At 71.0% G+C, this 14,233-nt stretch carries 16 protein-coding genes and 2 pseudogenes; 6 read left to right on the forward strand and 12 right to left on the reverse strand.

Features of this window, described 5'->3' with window-relative positions; genetic code table 11:
- The first annotated feature begins 137 nt into the window (after positions 1-137).
- On the forward strand, positions 138-407 hold the full coding sequence (locus ACGFSB_RS26275; RefSeq protein ID WP_393403919.1) for a hypothetical protein: 270 nt from the start codon (positions 138-140) through the stop codon (positions 405-407).
- A 70-nt stretch (positions 408-477) separates the two neighbouring features.
- Here the strand turns inward: ACGFSB_RS26275 and ACGFSB_RS26280 are convergent, their stop codons facing one another.
- The 5 genes and pseudogenes from ACGFSB_RS26280 to ACGFSB_RS26300 form a co-directional block, all read right to left on the reverse strand.
- Positions 478-1,722: an esterase/lipase family protein gene (locus ACGFSB_RS26280; protein ID WP_393403922.1), complete on the reverse strand. Its 1,245-nt coding sequence runs from the start codon at positions 1,720-1,722 to the stop codon at positions 478-480.
- Positions 1,723-2,052: 330 nt separating this feature from the next.
- A pseudogene (locus ACGFSB_RS26285) lies at positions 2,053-2,445 on the reverse strand (Uma2 family endonuclease); the annotation flags it as partial.
- Positions 2,446-2,590: 145 nt separating this feature from the next.
- Complete coding sequence (locus tag ACGFSB_RS26290) at positions 2,591-3,040, reverse strand: hypothetical protein (protein ID WP_393403925.1); 450 nt, start codon at positions 3,038-3,040, stop codon at positions 2,591-2,593.
- Positions 3,025-3,312 carry a hypothetical protein gene (locus ACGFSB_RS26295; protein WP_393403927.1) on the reverse strand — a complete coding sequence of 96 codons (288 nt, stop codon included), beginning with the start codon at positions 3,310-3,312 and terminating at the stop codon, positions 3,025-3,027. The genes ACGFSB_RS26290 and ACGFSB_RS26295 overlap by 16 nt, the downstream gene beginning before the upstream one ends.
- A 146-nt stretch (positions 3,313-3,458) precedes the next feature.
- Positions 3,459-4,214 (reverse strand): polysaccharide deacetylase family protein, encoded by a 756-nt coding sequence (locus ACGFSB_RS26300; RefSeq protein ID WP_393403930.1) that lies wholly within the window; start codon positions 4,212-4,214, stop codon positions 3,459-3,461.
- A gap of 189 nt (positions 4,215-4,403) precedes the next feature.
- On the opposite strand from ACGFSB_RS26300, the gene ACGFSB_RS26305 reads away from it, so the two are divergent.
- Positions 4,404-5,594 carry an MFS transporter gene (locus ACGFSB_RS26305; RefSeq protein WP_393403932.1) on the forward strand — a complete coding sequence of 397 codons (1,191 nt, stop codon included), beginning with the start codon at positions 4,404-4,406 and terminating at the stop codon, positions 5,592-5,594.
- Positions 5,595-5,757: 163 nt separating this feature from the next.
- Here the strand turns inward: ACGFSB_RS26305 and ACGFSB_RS26310 are convergent, their stop codons facing one another.
- The 3 genes from ACGFSB_RS26310 to ACGFSB_RS26320 all read right to left on the reverse strand — a co-directional run bounded on the left by ACGFSB_RS26310 (position 5,758) and on the right by ACGFSB_RS26320 (position 9,303).
- On the reverse strand, positions 5,758-7,269 hold the full coding sequence (locus tag ACGFSB_RS26310; protein ID WP_393403934.1) for a PTS transporter subunit EIIC: 1,512 nt from the start codon (positions 7,267-7,269) through the stop codon (positions 5,758-5,760).
- A 59-nt stretch (positions 7,270-7,328) separates the two neighbouring features.
- Positions 7,329-8,312, reverse strand: coding sequence for an N-acetylmuramic acid 6-phosphate etherase (gene murQ / locus ACGFSB_RS26315; RefSeq protein WP_393403936.1), 984 nt, complete (start codon positions 8,310-8,312; stop codon positions 7,329-7,331).
- 67 nt (positions 8,313-8,379) lie between these two features.
- Complete coding sequence (locus ACGFSB_RS26320) at positions 8,380-9,303, reverse strand: MurR/RpiR family transcriptional regulator (protein WP_393403937.1); 924 nt, start codon at positions 9,301-9,303, stop codon at positions 8,380-8,382.
- 111 nt (positions 9,304-9,414) lie between these two features.
- On the opposite strand from ACGFSB_RS26320, the gene ACGFSB_RS26325 reads away from it, so the two are divergent.
- Genes ACGFSB_RS26325 through ACGFSB_RS26335 form a run of 3 tightly spaced genes read left to right on the forward strand, consistent with a single transcriptional unit; the run spans position 9,415 to position 10,366 of the window.
- Positions 9,415-9,771: a hypothetical protein gene (locus ACGFSB_RS26325; protein ID WP_393403939.1), complete on the forward strand. Its 357-nt coding sequence runs from the start codon at positions 9,415-9,417 to the stop codon at positions 9,769-9,771.
- A complete protein-coding gene (locus tag ACGFSB_RS26330) occupies positions 9,768-10,034 on the forward strand; it encodes a DUF4031 domain-containing protein (RefSeq protein ID WP_393403942.1) in 267 nt (88 codons plus the stop codon). The genes ACGFSB_RS26325 and ACGFSB_RS26330 overlap by 4 nt, the downstream gene beginning before the upstream one ends.
- A gap of 29 nt (positions 10,035-10,063) precedes the next feature.
- Positions 10,064-10,366 carry an NIPSNAP family protein gene (locus ACGFSB_RS26335; RefSeq protein WP_393403944.1) on the forward strand — a complete coding sequence of 101 codons (303 nt, stop codon included), beginning with the start codon at positions 10,064-10,066 and terminating at the stop codon, positions 10,364-10,366.
- Positions 10,367-10,438: 72 nt separating this feature from the next.
- On the opposite strand, the gene ACGFSB_RS26340 is transcribed toward ACGFSB_RS26335, so the two are convergent.
- The 4 genes and pseudogenes from ACGFSB_RS26340 to ACGFSB_RS26355 form a co-directional block, all read right to left on the reverse strand.
- On the reverse strand, positions 10,439-10,654 hold the full coding sequence (locus ACGFSB_RS26340) for a helix-turn-helix domain-containing protein (RefSeq protein WP_393403946.1): 216 nt from the start codon (positions 10,652-10,654) through the stop codon (positions 10,439-10,441).
- Positions 10,654-10,728 (reverse strand): annotated as a pseudogene (locus ACGFSB_RS26345) (DUF2975 domain-containing protein); the annotation flags it as partial. The gene ACGFSB_RS26340 and the pseudogene ACGFSB_RS26345, both read right to left, overlap by 1 nt.
- 91 nt (positions 10,729-10,819) lie before the next feature.
- Positions 10,820-11,902, reverse strand: a complete 1,083-nt coding sequence (locus ACGFSB_RS26350) for a GNAT family N-acetyltransferase (protein WP_393403949.1) — start codon at positions 11,900-11,902, stop codon at positions 10,820-10,822.
- Positions 11,903-11,922: 20 nt separating this feature from the next.
- On the reverse strand, positions 11,923-12,579 hold the full coding sequence (locus tag ACGFSB_RS26355; protein ID WP_393403951.1) for a hypothetical protein: 657 nt from the start codon (positions 12,577-12,579) through the stop codon (positions 11,923-11,925).
- A 112-nt stretch (positions 12,580-12,691) separates the two neighbouring features.
- Here ACGFSB_RS26355 and ACGFSB_RS26360 point away from each other — a divergent pair, with 112 nt between their 5' ends.
- Positions 12,692-14,110, forward strand: coding sequence for an MFS transporter (locus tag ACGFSB_RS26360; protein WP_393403954.1), 1,419 nt, complete (start codon positions 12,692-12,694; stop codon positions 14,108-14,110).
- Positions 14,111-14,233: the final 123 nt, after the last annotated feature.

The raw sequence follows: 14,233 nt of genomic DNA on the forward strand, positions 1-14,233 counted from the left end.
TCGATTCTTCCTAGCTCACACGAGTGAATGACGGGCTGAGTGCCTGGTCAGGGCGGGTATGCGGCCGGTACTTGTGAGGGGAGGCTGGCCCAAGGGGGTCCGGCCCCGACTCCTCTCAGTAGGGAGACACCATGCGCATGAGCAAGAGCGTCCTTCGGATCGCGGCCGTTGCGGTGACCGCGGCGGCAGGACTGCTGATGACGGCCGGCGCCTCGTCCGCGGCCGTCACTTCGCACCACGGCCCCGCCGCCACGTCGGCGTCGGCGCCGCGAGGCGTGTACGGCCCGTACGCCATCTACGAGTCCTGCTGGGTCGCGGGCAACAACGGCCAGCAGGCGGGCCAGTGGCAGTCGTTCTTCTGCTCGCAGAACGGGACCGACCAGTGGTGGCTGTTCACGACTCCGTAGGGGCATGAGGGTGGCCGGGCGGCCCCGCTTCGGCGGGGCCGCCCGACCGGTGCTGCCGGTCCTGCCGGGGCTACGGCAGCCGGTCCAGGAGCCAGCTGCCGAGTTCCTCCGTGACCAGGGTGTGGCCCTCGTTCTGGGAGGCGCAGAGGTACTCGTCGAGCTCGCTCTCCCCGGAGCTCTCCGGGAAGGGCTCGTACAGCTTCTCGTGGGTGTCGATGTCGCGGAGGGCGACCGCGCTGACCGCGGGGACGAAGCAGTGCTCGCGGATCTCCGCCTCCGAGCCGAGGCCGATGATGGCCGGGATCTTGTCCAGCTCGTCCGCGAGGATGCCGAAGCCCTCCAGGATGCCGCCCGGGGCGCCGTCGGTCTCGGGCAGGCCCGAGGTGCGGATCTGTGGCTTGCGCAGGGTCACGACCCGTAGCTGGGCGACGAGTTGGCCCTCTTGGTCCTCGCCCGCGGACTGGGTGTAGAGGTGGGTGCCGGTGATGGCGAGGCCCTTGCCGTGGAACGCCCGCTCGCCGGGGGCGATGCCGTTGCCCTCGCCGGTACGCACGCCGTTGGCCACGCCGATCTTCATCGGCCGTTGTGGCCAGCCGCCGACCCGCTCCAGCTCGGCGAGGAACTCGACGCGCTCCTTGTCGGTCTCGGGGGTGTCGTTCCATTCCGAGATGTGCTGCCACAGCAGCTGCCGCGCGGCCGGGCTGTTCATCTGGTTCGAGAAGGCCGCGTTGAGCCGCCGGATGTAGTGCGCGAACGACTGGAGCGCGATGGGGATCCAGGCGCCGCGATGCGGGCTGTCGTACGAGAAGTACAGCGCGGTCTGGTGGTCGACGCCCTCGTGCTCCATCCTGGCGAGCGCGTACCGCGTGACAAGACCGCCCATGCTGAAGCCGCCGACAGCGAGCGGGTGGCCGCCGGTGCGCCGCGCGAGCGCCTCCAGGACGGCGGACCTGACGACCTTGGCGTTGTCCAGGATCGAGGCGCTGCGCTCGTCGAAGCCGAGCAGGACGACGTCGCGTCCGCGCTGCCGCAGCTCGCTGATGAGCGGGTACCCGCCCCGCTCCAGGCCCTCCCACAAGAAGTTCAGGTCGCTGGGCCCGGTGTTGAAGCCGTCGCTGAGGATCACCGGCCGGGTGAGCCCGCCCTCGGGGTCGGCGAGGTACACCCAGGCCATGCCACCGGGTAACGCCCACTCCTGGTCCGGGTCGGGGGCGGCCTCGTAGACCTCCCTGGGGCCGGGCGCGAGGGTGATGCGGGCGGCGGCGCCCAGGGCTTCGGAGATCTGCTGTTCGTCGGGCTCGTTGGGCTCGGTCATGAAGGTCCCCTCCGGTTATGCCGCTTCGATGACGTGATGACGTGCGGTGTCATCTTCGATACGTCGGGTGGCCTTCGGTAGGTGGTCGCGGCGATCCGGGCGGGGATGAAGGGCCTTTCGGACAGCATGACTTCGGCCGTCCACGGGGGTGACGCGAGGCAGGGGCGACGCTCTGGCCAGGGGGCAGGGGCGGGCGTGGCGGGGGAGCCGGCGGGCACCGGCGGCGCGTCGGCCATCTCGGTTCCCCGAGCGGTCTGCGCCCGTACGCCGGAACGGCGGAAGTATGTCCCGAAGAAGTATGTCCCGAAGGCGACCGGAGAGGGGGCGGGATCAGTCGGTGTAGTCCTTGAGCTCTTCGGTGTCCAGGGTGATGCCGACGGGGTCGGGGAGCGCGACGTCGGCGCCGTACGGATACGAGGGGTTCTGCTGGTACGCCCCGTCCTTCGGGTCACTGAAGACAGTGAGGGTGTTGTTGTCCCGGTCAATGAGGAGGTAGACGGGGATACCGGCCTCTGCGTACCCGACGGGCTTGTCGATGCGGTGCCGGCGGTCGGTGTCAGTGTCGTGGGAAGTGATCTCGACGGCCATGAGGACACCACCGTCCGTGGCTGACCACTCCCCGTGGCCCTTGAAGTGCCCACGGGGTGCGAGAGCCCCGTCTGTCCGGGCGCGGCCCTTGCGGTACTTCTCGACCTTGAGGCCACGCTCCGGCATGAGATTCAGACGATCGTTTGCCGACACTTCCGAGCCGCTCCGCGCGCCGGGCGGGAAGTGAGGCGCGCCGGCTTAAGTCTCCAGCCGCTGCTCCGGGTGATGGCGTCCGCTCTTGGCGCACTGGTTGCCTGTAGACAATGGGCTCCGGGTCGGCTCAGTACTTCTTCAACTGCCCGGGGCGCTCGAAGTAGAAGCCTCTCACTTCCGGCCGTCCGCCGCTCTCTCCAGGTGGTGATACCGCTGCGACGCCCTCGACCAACGCGCTGCCGTTGAGGACGCGCTTGCCATCGAAGCGGTGGCCGGTGAAGCCGAACATATGAGTTCCCCGGCCCAGCCGCAGCAGCCCTAGGGTGACTTGCGTCGCCGAGAGGGGCGAACCTTCGGATACCAGTGGGATGGACAGGAAGAGGTTCTTCTTCTCGCGCGCCGCGGGACCGGTCCACAGCGCTACAGTCACCCGCGGCCCGTTCAGGTCTGGGATGCACCCGCGCACGTAGTACGGCTTGGCGACCGGAGTGGTCGTGTAGTGCCACAACGCAGCCGCGACGGCGCACTGCGTACGGGACAGCGCATCTGGGGAGATGGCCGCTAGCTGTTGACCCATGACGGGCACTTCTGCACCCCTCTGCAGTAGGCGGTGATCACGCCGACCTTCCCCTTCGTGCCGGGTTCGCCGAACAGGGCGTCGATGTGCACGTACTTCGTCTGCTTGGGCGGCCGGTAGAAGGCCAGGTCCTTCCAGTTGCGCTGGTACGACTTCAACGCCAGCAGCAGGGTCAGCTGATGTTCGTCGGAGTCCGTGCTGTCCGCCGCCCACTGCACCTCCTCCCGGCTCGGCGCGAAGAACAGATGCAGCCCGATGCCAACAACGGACACGGGCGCCACACCCGCCCGCGAGGCATCGTCACCGCCAGGGATCTTGCCACCGGGCGGAAGCGCGATACTCGGGACAGAACGAGGTGGCGGACCGCGCCGCGTAGCGGGGTCAGGGTGGGGTCCGGGCCGGGGCCGGGCCGTGGCGCTCAGCGTACCGGGAAGCCGAAGGTGTAGCCCTGCTCCTTGAGTTGGGGGAGGAGACGGCGCAGGGCTTCGACCGTCTGGGTGCGGTCGCCGCCCGCGTCGTGGAAGAGGAGCGTGGGGCCGTTGGGCAGCTCCCGCTGGACGGTGGCGACGATGGCGTTCGTGCCGGGTCGCTCGAAGTCCTTGGTGTCCACGTTCCAGCCCAGCGGGCGCATCCCCCGGTCGGCGGCGAGCTTGCGGCTGTAGGGGGTGAAGGCTCCGCCGGGCGCGCGGTAGTACATCGGCCGTACGCCCCCGGACGCCTTGGTGATCATGCGTTCGGCGTCGAGTATCTGCTGGGACTGGTAGGCCTTGGAGTCCTTGTCCATGCCCGTGTTGTGCGACACCGTGTGGTCGCACAGCCGGTGCCCGGCCGCGACGACCTTCTTGACCATGTCCGGGTGCGCCTCGGCCTGCGTCCCCACCATGCAGAAGGTGGCCTTCACGTCGTACTCCCGCAGCACGGCGAGTACTTCAGGCGTCCACTTGGGGTCGGGGCCGTCGTCGATGGTGAGGTTGACGCCGCGCTTCCCCGCATCCGAGGAGTGCGCGATGGTCGTGGAGACCGGCTTGACGGCCTTGGTCGGCGCCTTCGCCGTCGGTGAGTCGCCCGAGGCCTGTGCGGTCCACACCGATGCGCCGGTGGCGAGGATCGTCACCCCGAGCGCCGCCCCGACCATCTTGCTGTACCAGCCCCGCCCACCACTGTGCCGCGCCATGTCCGCCCCTTTGCGTACAGTCCCTCGCCGAACCCTGGTCACTTGCGACCACATGGCAGGACGAGGTTCGGCGGCCGAAGGATGCACCGGGGTTGAGTCCGTTACCGATCAAGGACAATTCCGGGGAAGTTCGCGGACGACTCCGAGCGGCGGCCGTGAGCGACGCGTGTGCGAGGTTAGCGTCGGCGCATGGACGTTGATCACCGACGTTGGCGCCAGTGCCTCCTCAGCGGAGCGGTTTTCGCCGTGTGCATGGCCGGCACGACACTGCCGACCCCCCTCTACGGCCTCTACCGGGAAAAGTTCGGGTTCTCCGAGCTGACGGTCACCGTCGTGTACGCCGTGTACGCCTTCGGGGTCATCGGCGTGCTGCTGCTTGCGGGCAACGTCTCGGACGCCGTGGGCAGACGACCGGTGCTGCTGTGGGGCCTGGGATGCGCGGCGGCGAGCGCCGTCTGCTTCCTGTGCGCCGTCGGGATCGGCTGGTTGTACGCGGGGCGGCTGCTTTCGGGACTGTCCGCCGGACTGTTCACCGGGGCCGCCACGGCGTACGTGATGGACTCGGCACCGCACGTCGGCGCCTCCCGGGCCACCTTCGTGGCGACAGCTGCCAACATGGGCGGTCTTGGCTGCGGTCCACTGCTCGCCGGTGTGCTCGCGCAGTACGCCGCCTGGCCGCTGTACTTGCCGTTCGCCGTGCACCTCGCACTGGTCGCAGGCGCGGCCGCCGTCCTGCTGCGGCTTCCGGAGACCGTACGGGAGCCGCGGCCGCTGAGCACGGTACGCCCGAAGCGGCCCGGCCTGCCCCCGCAGGTGCGGGCGGTGTTCGTGCCCGCGGGGATCGCCTCGTTCGTGGGGTTCGCGCTGTTCGGGGTGTTCACCTCGGTCAGCCCGGCGTTCCTCGCACAGTCCCTGAACGTGGACAACCACGCCGTGAGCGGTCTTGTCGTCGCGCTGGCCTTCTTCGCCTCGACCGCCGGGCAGTTGGCGATCGGCCGGGTCGGCGTGGGGCGATCACTGCCACTGGGTTGCGCCGGTCTTCTCGTCGGCCTCGCGCTGCTCGCGGGCGCGCTGCGGTGGGACCTGCTGCCGCTGGTGGTGCTCAGCGCACTGGTCGGCGGGTGCGGGCAGGGTCTCGCGTTTCGCGGGGCGCTGTCGGCGGTGGCCGAGGCGTCTCCCGTGGACCGGCGCGCGGCGGTGATCTCGACGCTGTTCGTGGTCGCGTACACGGGCATTTCGCTGCCGGTCATCGGGGTGGGCGTACTGACGGGGCCGATGGGTCTGGAGGGTGCGGGTCTCGTGTTCATCGCGTGCATGGCGGTCCTGGTCTCGACCGCGGGCGTCTACCTGCTCCGGAGACCGGTACGGGCGAGGGCGTGAGGCGGGGCCCCCCCCCCCCGGGGGGGGCCCCCGGGGGGGGGCCCCGGGGGGGGGGGGGGGGCGCCCCCCCCCGGGGGGGGGGGGGGGGCCGGGGGGGGGGGGGGGGGCCCCCCCGGGGGGGGGGGGGCCCCGCCTCTGGATGCCGCCTTCGGGTGCCGGAGTGTCAGACCGCCGCCGGTGCCTTGGCCGGGTCCGTGGGCGTGGCGGGGGAACCTGCCACGACCTGCTCCGGGGCGGCAGCACTCGTGTCGTCGACGTTCAACTCCACCAGCATCTCCTTGCTGAACCCGAAGAAGTACGTCGCGACGAAGCCCACCACGTAGCCGACCAGCAGGCCGCCGCCGTAGATCGCGATCGTCAGGCCCAGGACCTGGTTGCCGTCCAGGAGCGGGAACAGGGCCCAGCCCGAAGGGCCGATCGCCGTGGAGCCGACCTTGTCGCCGATCATCGAGAAGAAGCCGATGAACGCGCCGCCCGCCGCGCCGCCCACACATGCCGTGATGAAGGGGCGGCCGAGGGGGAGCGAGACGCCGTAGATCAGGGGTTCGCCCACTCCCAGGAAGCCTGCGGGGAGCGCCGACTTGATCGTCGTACGGATTGAGGTGTTGTGTCGCAGGCGCTTGTAGACCGCGATCGCGCAACCCACCTGGCCCGCTCCCGCCATCGCCAGGATGGGGAGCAGGACCGTGAAGCCCTGCTGCTCGATGAGCGTGGTGTGGATGGGGATCAGGGCCTGGTGCAGGCCCAGCATCACCAGGGGGAGGAACAGGCCGCCCAGGACCAGGCCCGCGAACGCGCCCGTGTTGTCCAGGAGCCAGTTCGCCGCCGTGCCGATGCCCGTCGAGACCTCGCCCGCGAGGAACATCAAGCCGAAGATCGTGACCAGGCCGGAGAGCAGGACCGTGACGGTGGGGGTGACGAGGACGTCGAGCGCCTCCGGGACCCACCTCCTGCACCACTTCTCGACGTAGGTGGCGAGGACCGCCGCGCCCAGCGCGCCCAGTACGCCGCCCTGACCCGGCGACAGCTTCTGGCCGAACGCCTCGATGTTCGCGACACCCGCGTACACGATGATCGCCGCCACCGCGCCGCCCAGGATCGGCGTACCGCCGAACTCCTTCGCCGTGTTGAAGCCCACGAACACCGCGATCAGCGCCATGAAGCCGGAGGCGATCGCCGCGAGGGCCGGGGTGATGCCCGGCAGCCACTCCAGGTTGATCAGGAGGCCGTTGATGCCCGCGATGATTCCGCAGCCGATCAGGGCCGGGATCAGCGGCACGAAGATGTTCGCGATGCGGCGCAGGAACAGCTTGAAGGGGGTTGAGTTCTTCGCCTTCCTGGCCGCCTTGAGCGCGGCTCCCTGCGCCGCCAGTTCATCGGCGGTCACCGTCTGCTCCGGTGCGGGAGCCGCCGACCGGCCCTCCGCCACCAGCGCCTCGAACTCCGGCGTGACGCGGGCGACCGTCCCCGGACCGAGCACGATCTGGTACGTGTCGTCCTCCACCACGCCCATGACGGCGGGCAGCGCCTTCAGGGCCTCGTCGTCGACCAGCGAGCGGTCGGCGAGGGAGAGGCGCAGGCGCGTCATGCAGTGGGCGATGGATGTGACGTTCTGGGCTCCGCCGACGAGGGGAAGGATCGCGGCGGCTGTGGCGCGGTTCTTGTCAGTTGCCATGTTCGGGGTGCCTTGCTGTGCGTGCGGGGTGGCGCTGTTCTTCCAGCGGCTGAGGGTGGTCAGGTGGTACGGGTCGTGCGTGCGGATTCCAGGGCGGCCCTGAGGTGGCCGTCCGATGTGGCGAGCAGGTCGGCGGCTGTCGGGCCGTCCACTCCGCCGAGAATCGTGAGGATCGCGTTCTTCACCTCCCCGTCGGTCGCGGCGAGCGCCGTCTCGATCTCCTCGTCGGAGGCGCCGGTGGCGAGGGCGACGATGCGGCGCGAACGGGCGCGCAGCTTCTCGTTCGACGCGCGTACGTCCACCATCAGGTTTCCGTAGGTCTTGCCGAGGCGGATCATCGTGATCGTCGACAGCATGTTGAGGACGAGCTTCTGGGCCGTGCCCGCCTTCAGGCGGGTGGAGCCGGTGAGGAGTTCGGGGCCGACGACGACCTCGATGCCGTGGTCGGCGGCTGCCGCGAGGCCGCTGTCCGCGTTGCAGGAGAGGCCGATGGTGAGCGCGCCGTAGCGTGCGCGTGCGTGTTCCACCGCGCCGATCGCGTACGGGGTGCGGCCGGACGCCGAGACGCCGACGACCACGTCGTCCGCCGTGAGGCCGAGCCCGTCCAGGTCATCGGCCGCGAGCTCCTTGCTGTCCTCCGCGCCCTCGACCGCCGTGACCATGGCCTTGGGGCCGCCCGCGATGAGCCCGACGACCTCGGCCGGGTCGGTGTTGAAGGTGGGCGGGCACTCGGACGCGTCGAGCACCCCGAGCCGCCCCGCCGTACCCGCGCCCGCGTAGATGAGCCGTCCGCCGCGGGCCATGCGCTCGGCGGTGCCGTCGATGGCCGCGGCGATCGCCGGGAGCTGCTCGGCGACGGCCGCGGGCACGGTGGCGTCCTCGCCGTTCATGATCTTCGCGATCTCCAGCGTGGGCAGCCGGTCGATCTCGGAGAGCTCGGGCCGGAACGCCTCGGTGGTGAGGGTGTCCAGCTGGGCGCGGAGTTCGCTGTACTCGTCCCCGCTGCCGGGGGGAGGGGTGGCGTCGGTCGTGGAGGAGGTCATGAGGTGCGGCTCTTTCGTGTGCGGCGGGGGTGGCGCCGATGTGGGCGGTACGGGGGTGGGGCCGGGCTCAGCGGCTGCCGCCGCGCGGACTGTGCCGGTGGGCGAGCGCTTCGTACGAGGCGGCGAGGGCGGGGGCCGCGGTCTCGTACGTCCGCTGGGCGACACCCACGAACAGGCAGTCCACGACGAGCAGTTGGCTCGTGCGGGACGACATCGCGGCGGGCCTGAGCTCGCTCTCGCGCGCGGTGGATGTGGTCAGTATGTGATCCGCGTACTGCGAGACGGGGCTGCCGGGCCGGCCCGTGATCGCGATGGTCGTCGCCCCGCGCTCGAAGGCGACCCGCAGCGGCTCGATGACGTCGCCGGTCGACCCGGAGTGCGTGATCGCGATCGCCACGTCCTTGGACCGCAGGGTGACGGCGTTCGTGACGGCCAGGTGCGGGTCGGAGTGCGCGAAGGCGATGTGGCCGATGCGCAGCAGCTTCTGCGCGAGGTCCTGGGCGACGAGACCGGATGCGGCGACGCCGTAGATCTCGGCGCGGGGCGCGGCGGCGAGCGCGGCGACGGCGGCGCCGAGCTGGACGGTGTCGAGTCCGGCGGCCGTGTCGGCGAGGGTCTGCTGCTCGTCGTACGCGAGCTTCGCCACGACGTCCGCGATCGGATCGTCGACGGCGATGTCGGCGGTGACGGCGGGCGCGCGGCCCGACTGCTGCTGGGCGGCGAGTCCGGCGAGGGCGAGGCGCAGGTCGCGGTAGCCGGGATAGCCGAGGAGGCGGGCGGTACGGACCACCGTGGCCTCGCTGGTGCCGGTGAGCTCGGCGAGGCCGGTGACCGTGAGGGCGGCGCAGCCCGCGGGGTCGCCGGCGACGGCTTCGGCGACCAGCTGCATGGAGCGGGTCATGGATGGCGCCAGGGTCCGCACCTTGGCCGCGAGGGCGGCCGGGGCGGGGGGCGCCATGCCCGCGAAAATTTCCTTCACATCATTGGTCACGCTTGAAAGATATTTTCATACGGGGGGTGGGTCAAGGCCCCGTTGGTCCCGATCCCGGCCGGACCGCGGATGGATCTTCGGCGGGTTGCGCGTGGGGTGGACAATGGCTCCATGGATGCGATCGACCCCCTGGAGCAGGCGCTGCACGCCGCTCGTGCACTTGTCATAGCCGACCTCGTGACCCGCGAGGTGGTCCAGGCCGAGGTCGTCTCGCTGGTCGAGGAGTCGGTGGCGCACCGCCGCTGGTGGGTCGAGCAGTGGCCCGAAGGCATCGAGTACGTCGCGGGCCTCGTCGCCCAGGACGTCCAGGACGCGCTCCTCGAGCGCTACGGCCGCTGGCCGCTGTGCCCGGTCTGCGGCTCGGGCGATCCCCACGCCCTCGACGTCGAACCGGAGTTGGGCCCGGACCCGCACTGGGTGTGCGGCAAGGCGGGCGTCGTCGTGGCCCCGGTGGGCGGCCTGACGTGACGGTCTACATAGACCCGCCGACCTGGCCGGGCCACGGCCGCCTGTGGTCGCACCTGGTCAGCGACGCCTCGTACGAGGAACTGCACACGTTCGCCTCGGGCATCGGCGCCCCGTCGCGCGCCTTCGAGCGCGACCACTACGACCTGCCGTCGCACCGCTACGAGGACGCGGTGCGGGCGGGCGCGGTCGAGATCGGCTCCAAGGAACTGGTGCGCAGGCTCACGGCGGCGGGGCTGCGGAGGCCCAAGGGAAGGCCCGCGTAACGGGAGCCGTGAGCCCTACGCTGGGCCGCATGATCACGGTTCACCTGAAGTACGAGATCGATCCCGACCGCATGGACGACTTCGAGGAGTACGGCCGCCGCTGGGTCGTCCTGGTCAACCGCTTCGGCGGCACCCACCACGGCTACTTCCTGCCCAGCGAGGGCGACAGCGACATCGCGTACGCACTCTTCTCCTTCCCGGGCTTCGCCGCGTACGAGCAGTACCGCACCGACGCCGCGACCGACCCCGAGTGCCAGGAAGCCGTCGAGCTCGCACGCCGGACGGGGTGCATCCGGCGCTATGAGCGGCGGTTCCTGCGGCCCTTGGCGTGAGCGCATCCAGGCCGGCGCGGCGTGACCGAGCGCTTCGGCGGGGACGCCGCACCGGGATCGGCGGCGTCCATGTCAGACATCGTCCTCGGCCTCCCAGCGCAGCAGGTCACCCGGCTGGCACTTGAGTACCTCGCAGAGCGCGGCGAGCGTCGCGAAGCGCACCGCTTTGGCGCGGCCGTTCTTGAGTACCGCCAGATTGGCGGGCGTGATCCCTACGCGGTCCGCGAGCTCGCCCACGGACATCTTCCGCCTGGCCAGCATCACGTCGATGTCGACGGTGATCGGCATCAGATCACCTCGTCCAACTCGGCCTGCATCCGCGCCGCTTCGACATCGCGCGCGACGGCCTGGGCGAGCAGCATCCCGGGCGGGGGGCTTCGCGCGGGGCGCGGCGTGTGTCCTGCGGGGCAGTCGGGCAATCGGGCCGGTGGCCTTACGTGGCCTTACGTGGCCTTACGCGGCCTCGCCGCCCCGCACGTACGCCCGAAGTCCCTCCCGGTCCGAGGCCCGGACGTAACCCGCACGGGAGACCACCGCCTGCGAGGCCGCGTTCTCGGGGGAGATGACGGCCAGGAGGGACGAGACCTCCGGGCGGTCCAGAGCCCAGGTGGAGAGGGCGGCCAGCGCCTCCGAGGCATAGCCCTGCCCTCGCGCGGCGACCGCCAGGTCATAGCCGACCTCGGCGACCCCGTCCTCGTCCGGCGCCCCATGGAACCCCATCCCACCCACGGCGACCTCGTCCTCCCTGCGGACCAGGGCGAACAGACCCCACCCCGGCCGATGCACCCCGGAGGCGTACGCCTTCGTCACACCCTCCGCCGCCCGCCGCGTCCCGTCGAAGGGCCCGCCTTCGATCCACGTCAGACCTCCCGTGCCGCCCGCGGCGAGATCGGCCGCCGCGGCGGGGGACACCTCCCGGAGGGCGACCCGCGCGGCGGGAATCTCCATGAGGTTGTGCCAACGCCACCGCTCGAGCCGGGCCCGGCCGGGCAGCGTGCCGCGCCCCGTGGCCCAGAGCAGCGTCGCCCACTGGGCGTCGGGCGCGGTCGGCGGCATGACGTGCGGGAAGAGCCAGGCGAGTACCGCCTCGCACAGCGCGGCGGGCGGCTCCGCGTCGACGCCGAGCGCCTGCGCGATGTCGTACGTGTGGAGCAGCAGCTCCGCGACGCCCATCGCCGCGAAGCCCGTCGCGTCCGCGCTGCCGTGCGGGTACGGATGGAAGGCCCGGACTCCCGGCGGCGCGGTCCGCACCACCGCCGAGAGCAGGCCGCCGGTCGACTCGATGACGCTGATCGCGTCACCGGGCCCGGAGCCCTCGTCCAGGATGACCTCGAAGGGAACCCACGTGTCGGTCGCCCGGCCCGTCAACTGCCCCGAGTAGGCGACGAGACAGCCCGCGAAGTGCTCGACGGTCTCCAGGCAGTTCCAGTCGAGGCCGCCCGCCTTGACGCTCCAGTCGAGCCCCGCCGCCGGTCGCAGCACGTTAGCCGCGTACGCCACGGCCTCGTCCACCTGATCCCCACCCATGGAAAGCATGCGCCGAGCGTACGGGAGCGTCAGGCGCTCAGCAGATCAATTTCCGTCGCCAGGTTGGCGCGGGCAGGGCCCTCCCACCGCGCTGCCCCGTAGGGCGTGCGGAACAGTCTCGGCAGTGCGATGAGCTGGCGAAGTACCGCCGCCCGGCCCGCGCGGAAGTCCTCGTCCGGCACGAAGGAGTACTCCTCGCGGACGGCGGCTGCGTACGCGGCGTACGCGTCCGGGGCGGCGGCCAGGATCGCGAGGTCGGCGTCGCACAGCGTCTCGCCGTTGGGGTCGTCGTCGGCGGGGTCGTGGGTGATCGTCAGACGGACGAGGCGCGCCACCTCGGCGGTCTGTCCGGCGGTCAACCCGGCCTCAGGGAGGGCGCGTTCGGCGAGGCGGGCCGAGCGCTCCTCGTTGGTCGAGCGGTCCGGCGCGTACACCGCGTCGTGGAACCAGGCCGCGAGCCGCACCAGTTCGGGGTCGTCTGCGTGCTCTTCGAGTACATCGATGTGGTCGAGGACCGCCGTCAGGTGAGCGGTGGTGTGGTACCGCCGCTGCGGCTCGGCCCAGCGGGCGAGCAGGTTGTCGGCGTACCTGAACGGGTCGTAGATGCACTCGTCCGTGTCCCGCGCCCGCAGCAGTGTCCCGAGCCAGCGCCTGCGCAGTAGCTCGTGGTTCTCGTCGTCGGCCATGGGGCGACCCTAACCCCCTGCCCTCCTGACTCTTGAGTACCCCGAGGGGGTATGTTAACGTCCCAGCGCTGGATACCCCTAGGGGGTACTCAATCGTCGGAGGGGATCCGTCATGTCAACCGCCAATCCCAAGCGCTGGTGGGCGCTCTTCGTGCTCGCCACCGCCCAGTTCATGGTGATCATGGACACCTCGATCATCGGGGTCGCGCTCCCCGAGATGCAGCGTGACCTCGGCTTCTCGCAGGGCGAGCTGCAGTGGGTCTTCAACGCGTACGTCATCGCCTTCGGCGGCCTTCTGCTGCTCGGCGGGCGCCTCTCCGACCTGCTCGGGGCCCGCAAGGTCTTCGTCTCCGGCTGGGTCGTCCTCCTCGCCGGATCGGTCCTCGCCGCCGCCGCGCAGTCCGCGACCGTCGAGGTCGTCGGGCGTGCCGTGCAGGGCGTCGGCGGCGCGCTGATCGCGCCCGCCGCCATGACCCTCCTGATGATGCTCTTCGGGCACGACCCGAAGGAGCTCGGCAAGGCGATGGCCCTCTACGGAGCGGCCGCTCCCGCGGGCGGCACCGCCGGTGTCTTCCTCGGCGGCGTCTTCACCGAGTGGCTGAGCTGGCCCTGGGTGTTCATCATCTACATCCCGATCGGCATCGCCACGCTGGCCGCGACACGACTCCTCCCCGCCGTCGAGGGCAAGCGCGGTTCGGTCGACATCCTCGGCGCGGTCTCCGTCACGGCAGGGCTCGCGCTCGCCGTCTTCGCGGTCGTCCGGGCGCCGGAGGAGGGCTGGGGCTCGACGGCGACGGTCCTCCAACTTGTAGGCGCCGCAGCCCTGCTGGCGCTCTTCCTTCTCGTCCAGAAGTCCGTACGCGAACCGCTGATGCCGCTCAAGGTGTGGCGCGTGCCGCGGCTCGGCTCGGCGAACCTGGCGATGGCGCTGCTCGGCGCGGCCTGGATCCCGATGTGGTACTTCCTCAACCTCTACCTCCAGCAGGTCATGGGGTACGGGGCGTTCGCGTCCGGCGCGGCACTGCTGCCGATGACGGGCCTGCTGATGGTCTTCATGACGGTGATCACGGCTCGGCTCCTCGGCCGCTTCGGCGCAAAGCCGCTGATCGGCGGCGGGCTGCTGGTGCTTGCCCTCGGCCTGGTGTGGCTGGCGCAGGTCGGCCCGACGGGTTCCTTCGTGATCGACGTGCTGCCCGCCTCGCTGGTGGCCGCCCTCGGTATGTCCCTCGCCTACATCCCGGCGATGATGGCGGCGATGTCCGGCGCCCCGCAGGAGCAGGCGGGCCTGGCCTCCGGCATCGTCAACACCACCTACCAGGTGGGTTCCGCGCTTGGCCTCGCGGGGCTCACCGCCCTTGCGACGTCGCAGGGGGCGGGGGAGTTGGGCAACCTGCCGGCCCTGACGGACGGCTTCAGCGCGGCGTTCACCGGCGCGGGGGCCATAGCTGCCGTGGGTGGTGTGATCACCCTGCTGGTGATGCGGGGGGAGTCGGCCTCTGCTGCCGCCTCGGAGGAGAAGGCGAACGCCTAGCGCGGTGGCCGCAGATCGTCGGCTCCGCCGTTACTCGTCCTCAAACGCCGGACGGGCTGGATACTTCTCCGGCCCGTCCGTCGGCGTGTGCGGCGTCCGGAATCTCCTGGGTCCGGGCCCGTT

Source organism: Streptomyces sp. NPDC048441, assembly GCF_043200235.1.
Taxonomy (GTDB): Bacteria; Actinomycetota; Actinomycetes; order Streptomycetales; family Streptomycetaceae; genus Streptomyces.

Bases quoted from the DNA above. Each gene is read 5' to 3' on its own strand.
- ACGFSB_RS26310 (WP_393403934.1), bottom strand. From the start codon at position 7,269: ATGGCAACTGACAAGAACCGCGCCACAGCCGCCGCGATCCTTCCCCTC.
- ACGFSB_RS26305 (WP_393403932.1), top strand. From the start codon at position 4,404: ATGGACGTTGATCACCGACGTTGGCGCCAGTGCCTCCTCAGCGGAGCG.
- ACGFSB_RS26350 (WP_393403949.1), bottom strand. From the start codon at position 11,902: ATGCTTTCCATGGGTGGGGATCAGGTGGACGAGGCCGTGGCGTACGCG.
- ACGFSB_RS26325 (WP_393403939.1), top strand. From the start codon at position 9,415: ATGGATGCGATCGACCCCCTGGAGCAGGCGCTGCACGCCGCTCGTGCA.
- ACGFSB_RS26355 (WP_393403951.1), bottom strand. From the start codon at position 12,579: ATGGCCGACGACGAGAACCACGAGCTACTGCGCAGGCGCTGGCTCGGG.
- ACGFSB_RS26360 (WP_393403954.1), top strand. From the start codon at position 12,692: ATGTCAACCGCCAATCCCAAGCGCTGGTGGGCGCTCTTCGTGCTCGCC.
- ACGFSB_RS26300 (WP_393403930.1), bottom strand. From the start codon at position 4,214: ATGGCGCGGCACAGTGGTGGGCGGGGCTGGTACAGCAAGATGGTCGGG.
- ACGFSB_RS26275 (WP_393403919.1), top strand. From the start codon at position 138: ATGAGCAAGAGCGTCCTTCGGATCGCGGCCGTTGCGGTGACCGCGGCG.
- ACGFSB_RS26290 (WP_393403925.1), bottom strand. From the start codon at position 3,040: ATGGGTCAACAGCTAGCGGCCATCTCCCCAGATGCGCTGTCCCGTACG.
- ACGFSB_RS26335 (WP_393403944.1), top strand. From the start codon at position 10,064: ATGATCACGGTTCACCTGAAGTACGAGATCGATCCCGACCGCATGGAC.
- ACGFSB_RS26340 (WP_393403946.1), bottom strand. From the start codon at position 10,654: ATGCCGATCACCGTCGACATCGACGTGATGCTGGCCAGGCGGAAGATG.
- murQ (WP_393403936.1), bottom strand. From the start codon at position 8,312: ATGACCTCCTCCACGACCGACGCCACCCCTCCCCCCGGCAGCGGGGAC.
- ACGFSB_RS26280 (WP_393403922.1), bottom strand. From the start codon at position 1,722: ATGACCGAGCCCAACGAGCCCGACGAACAGCAGATCTCCGAAGCCCTG.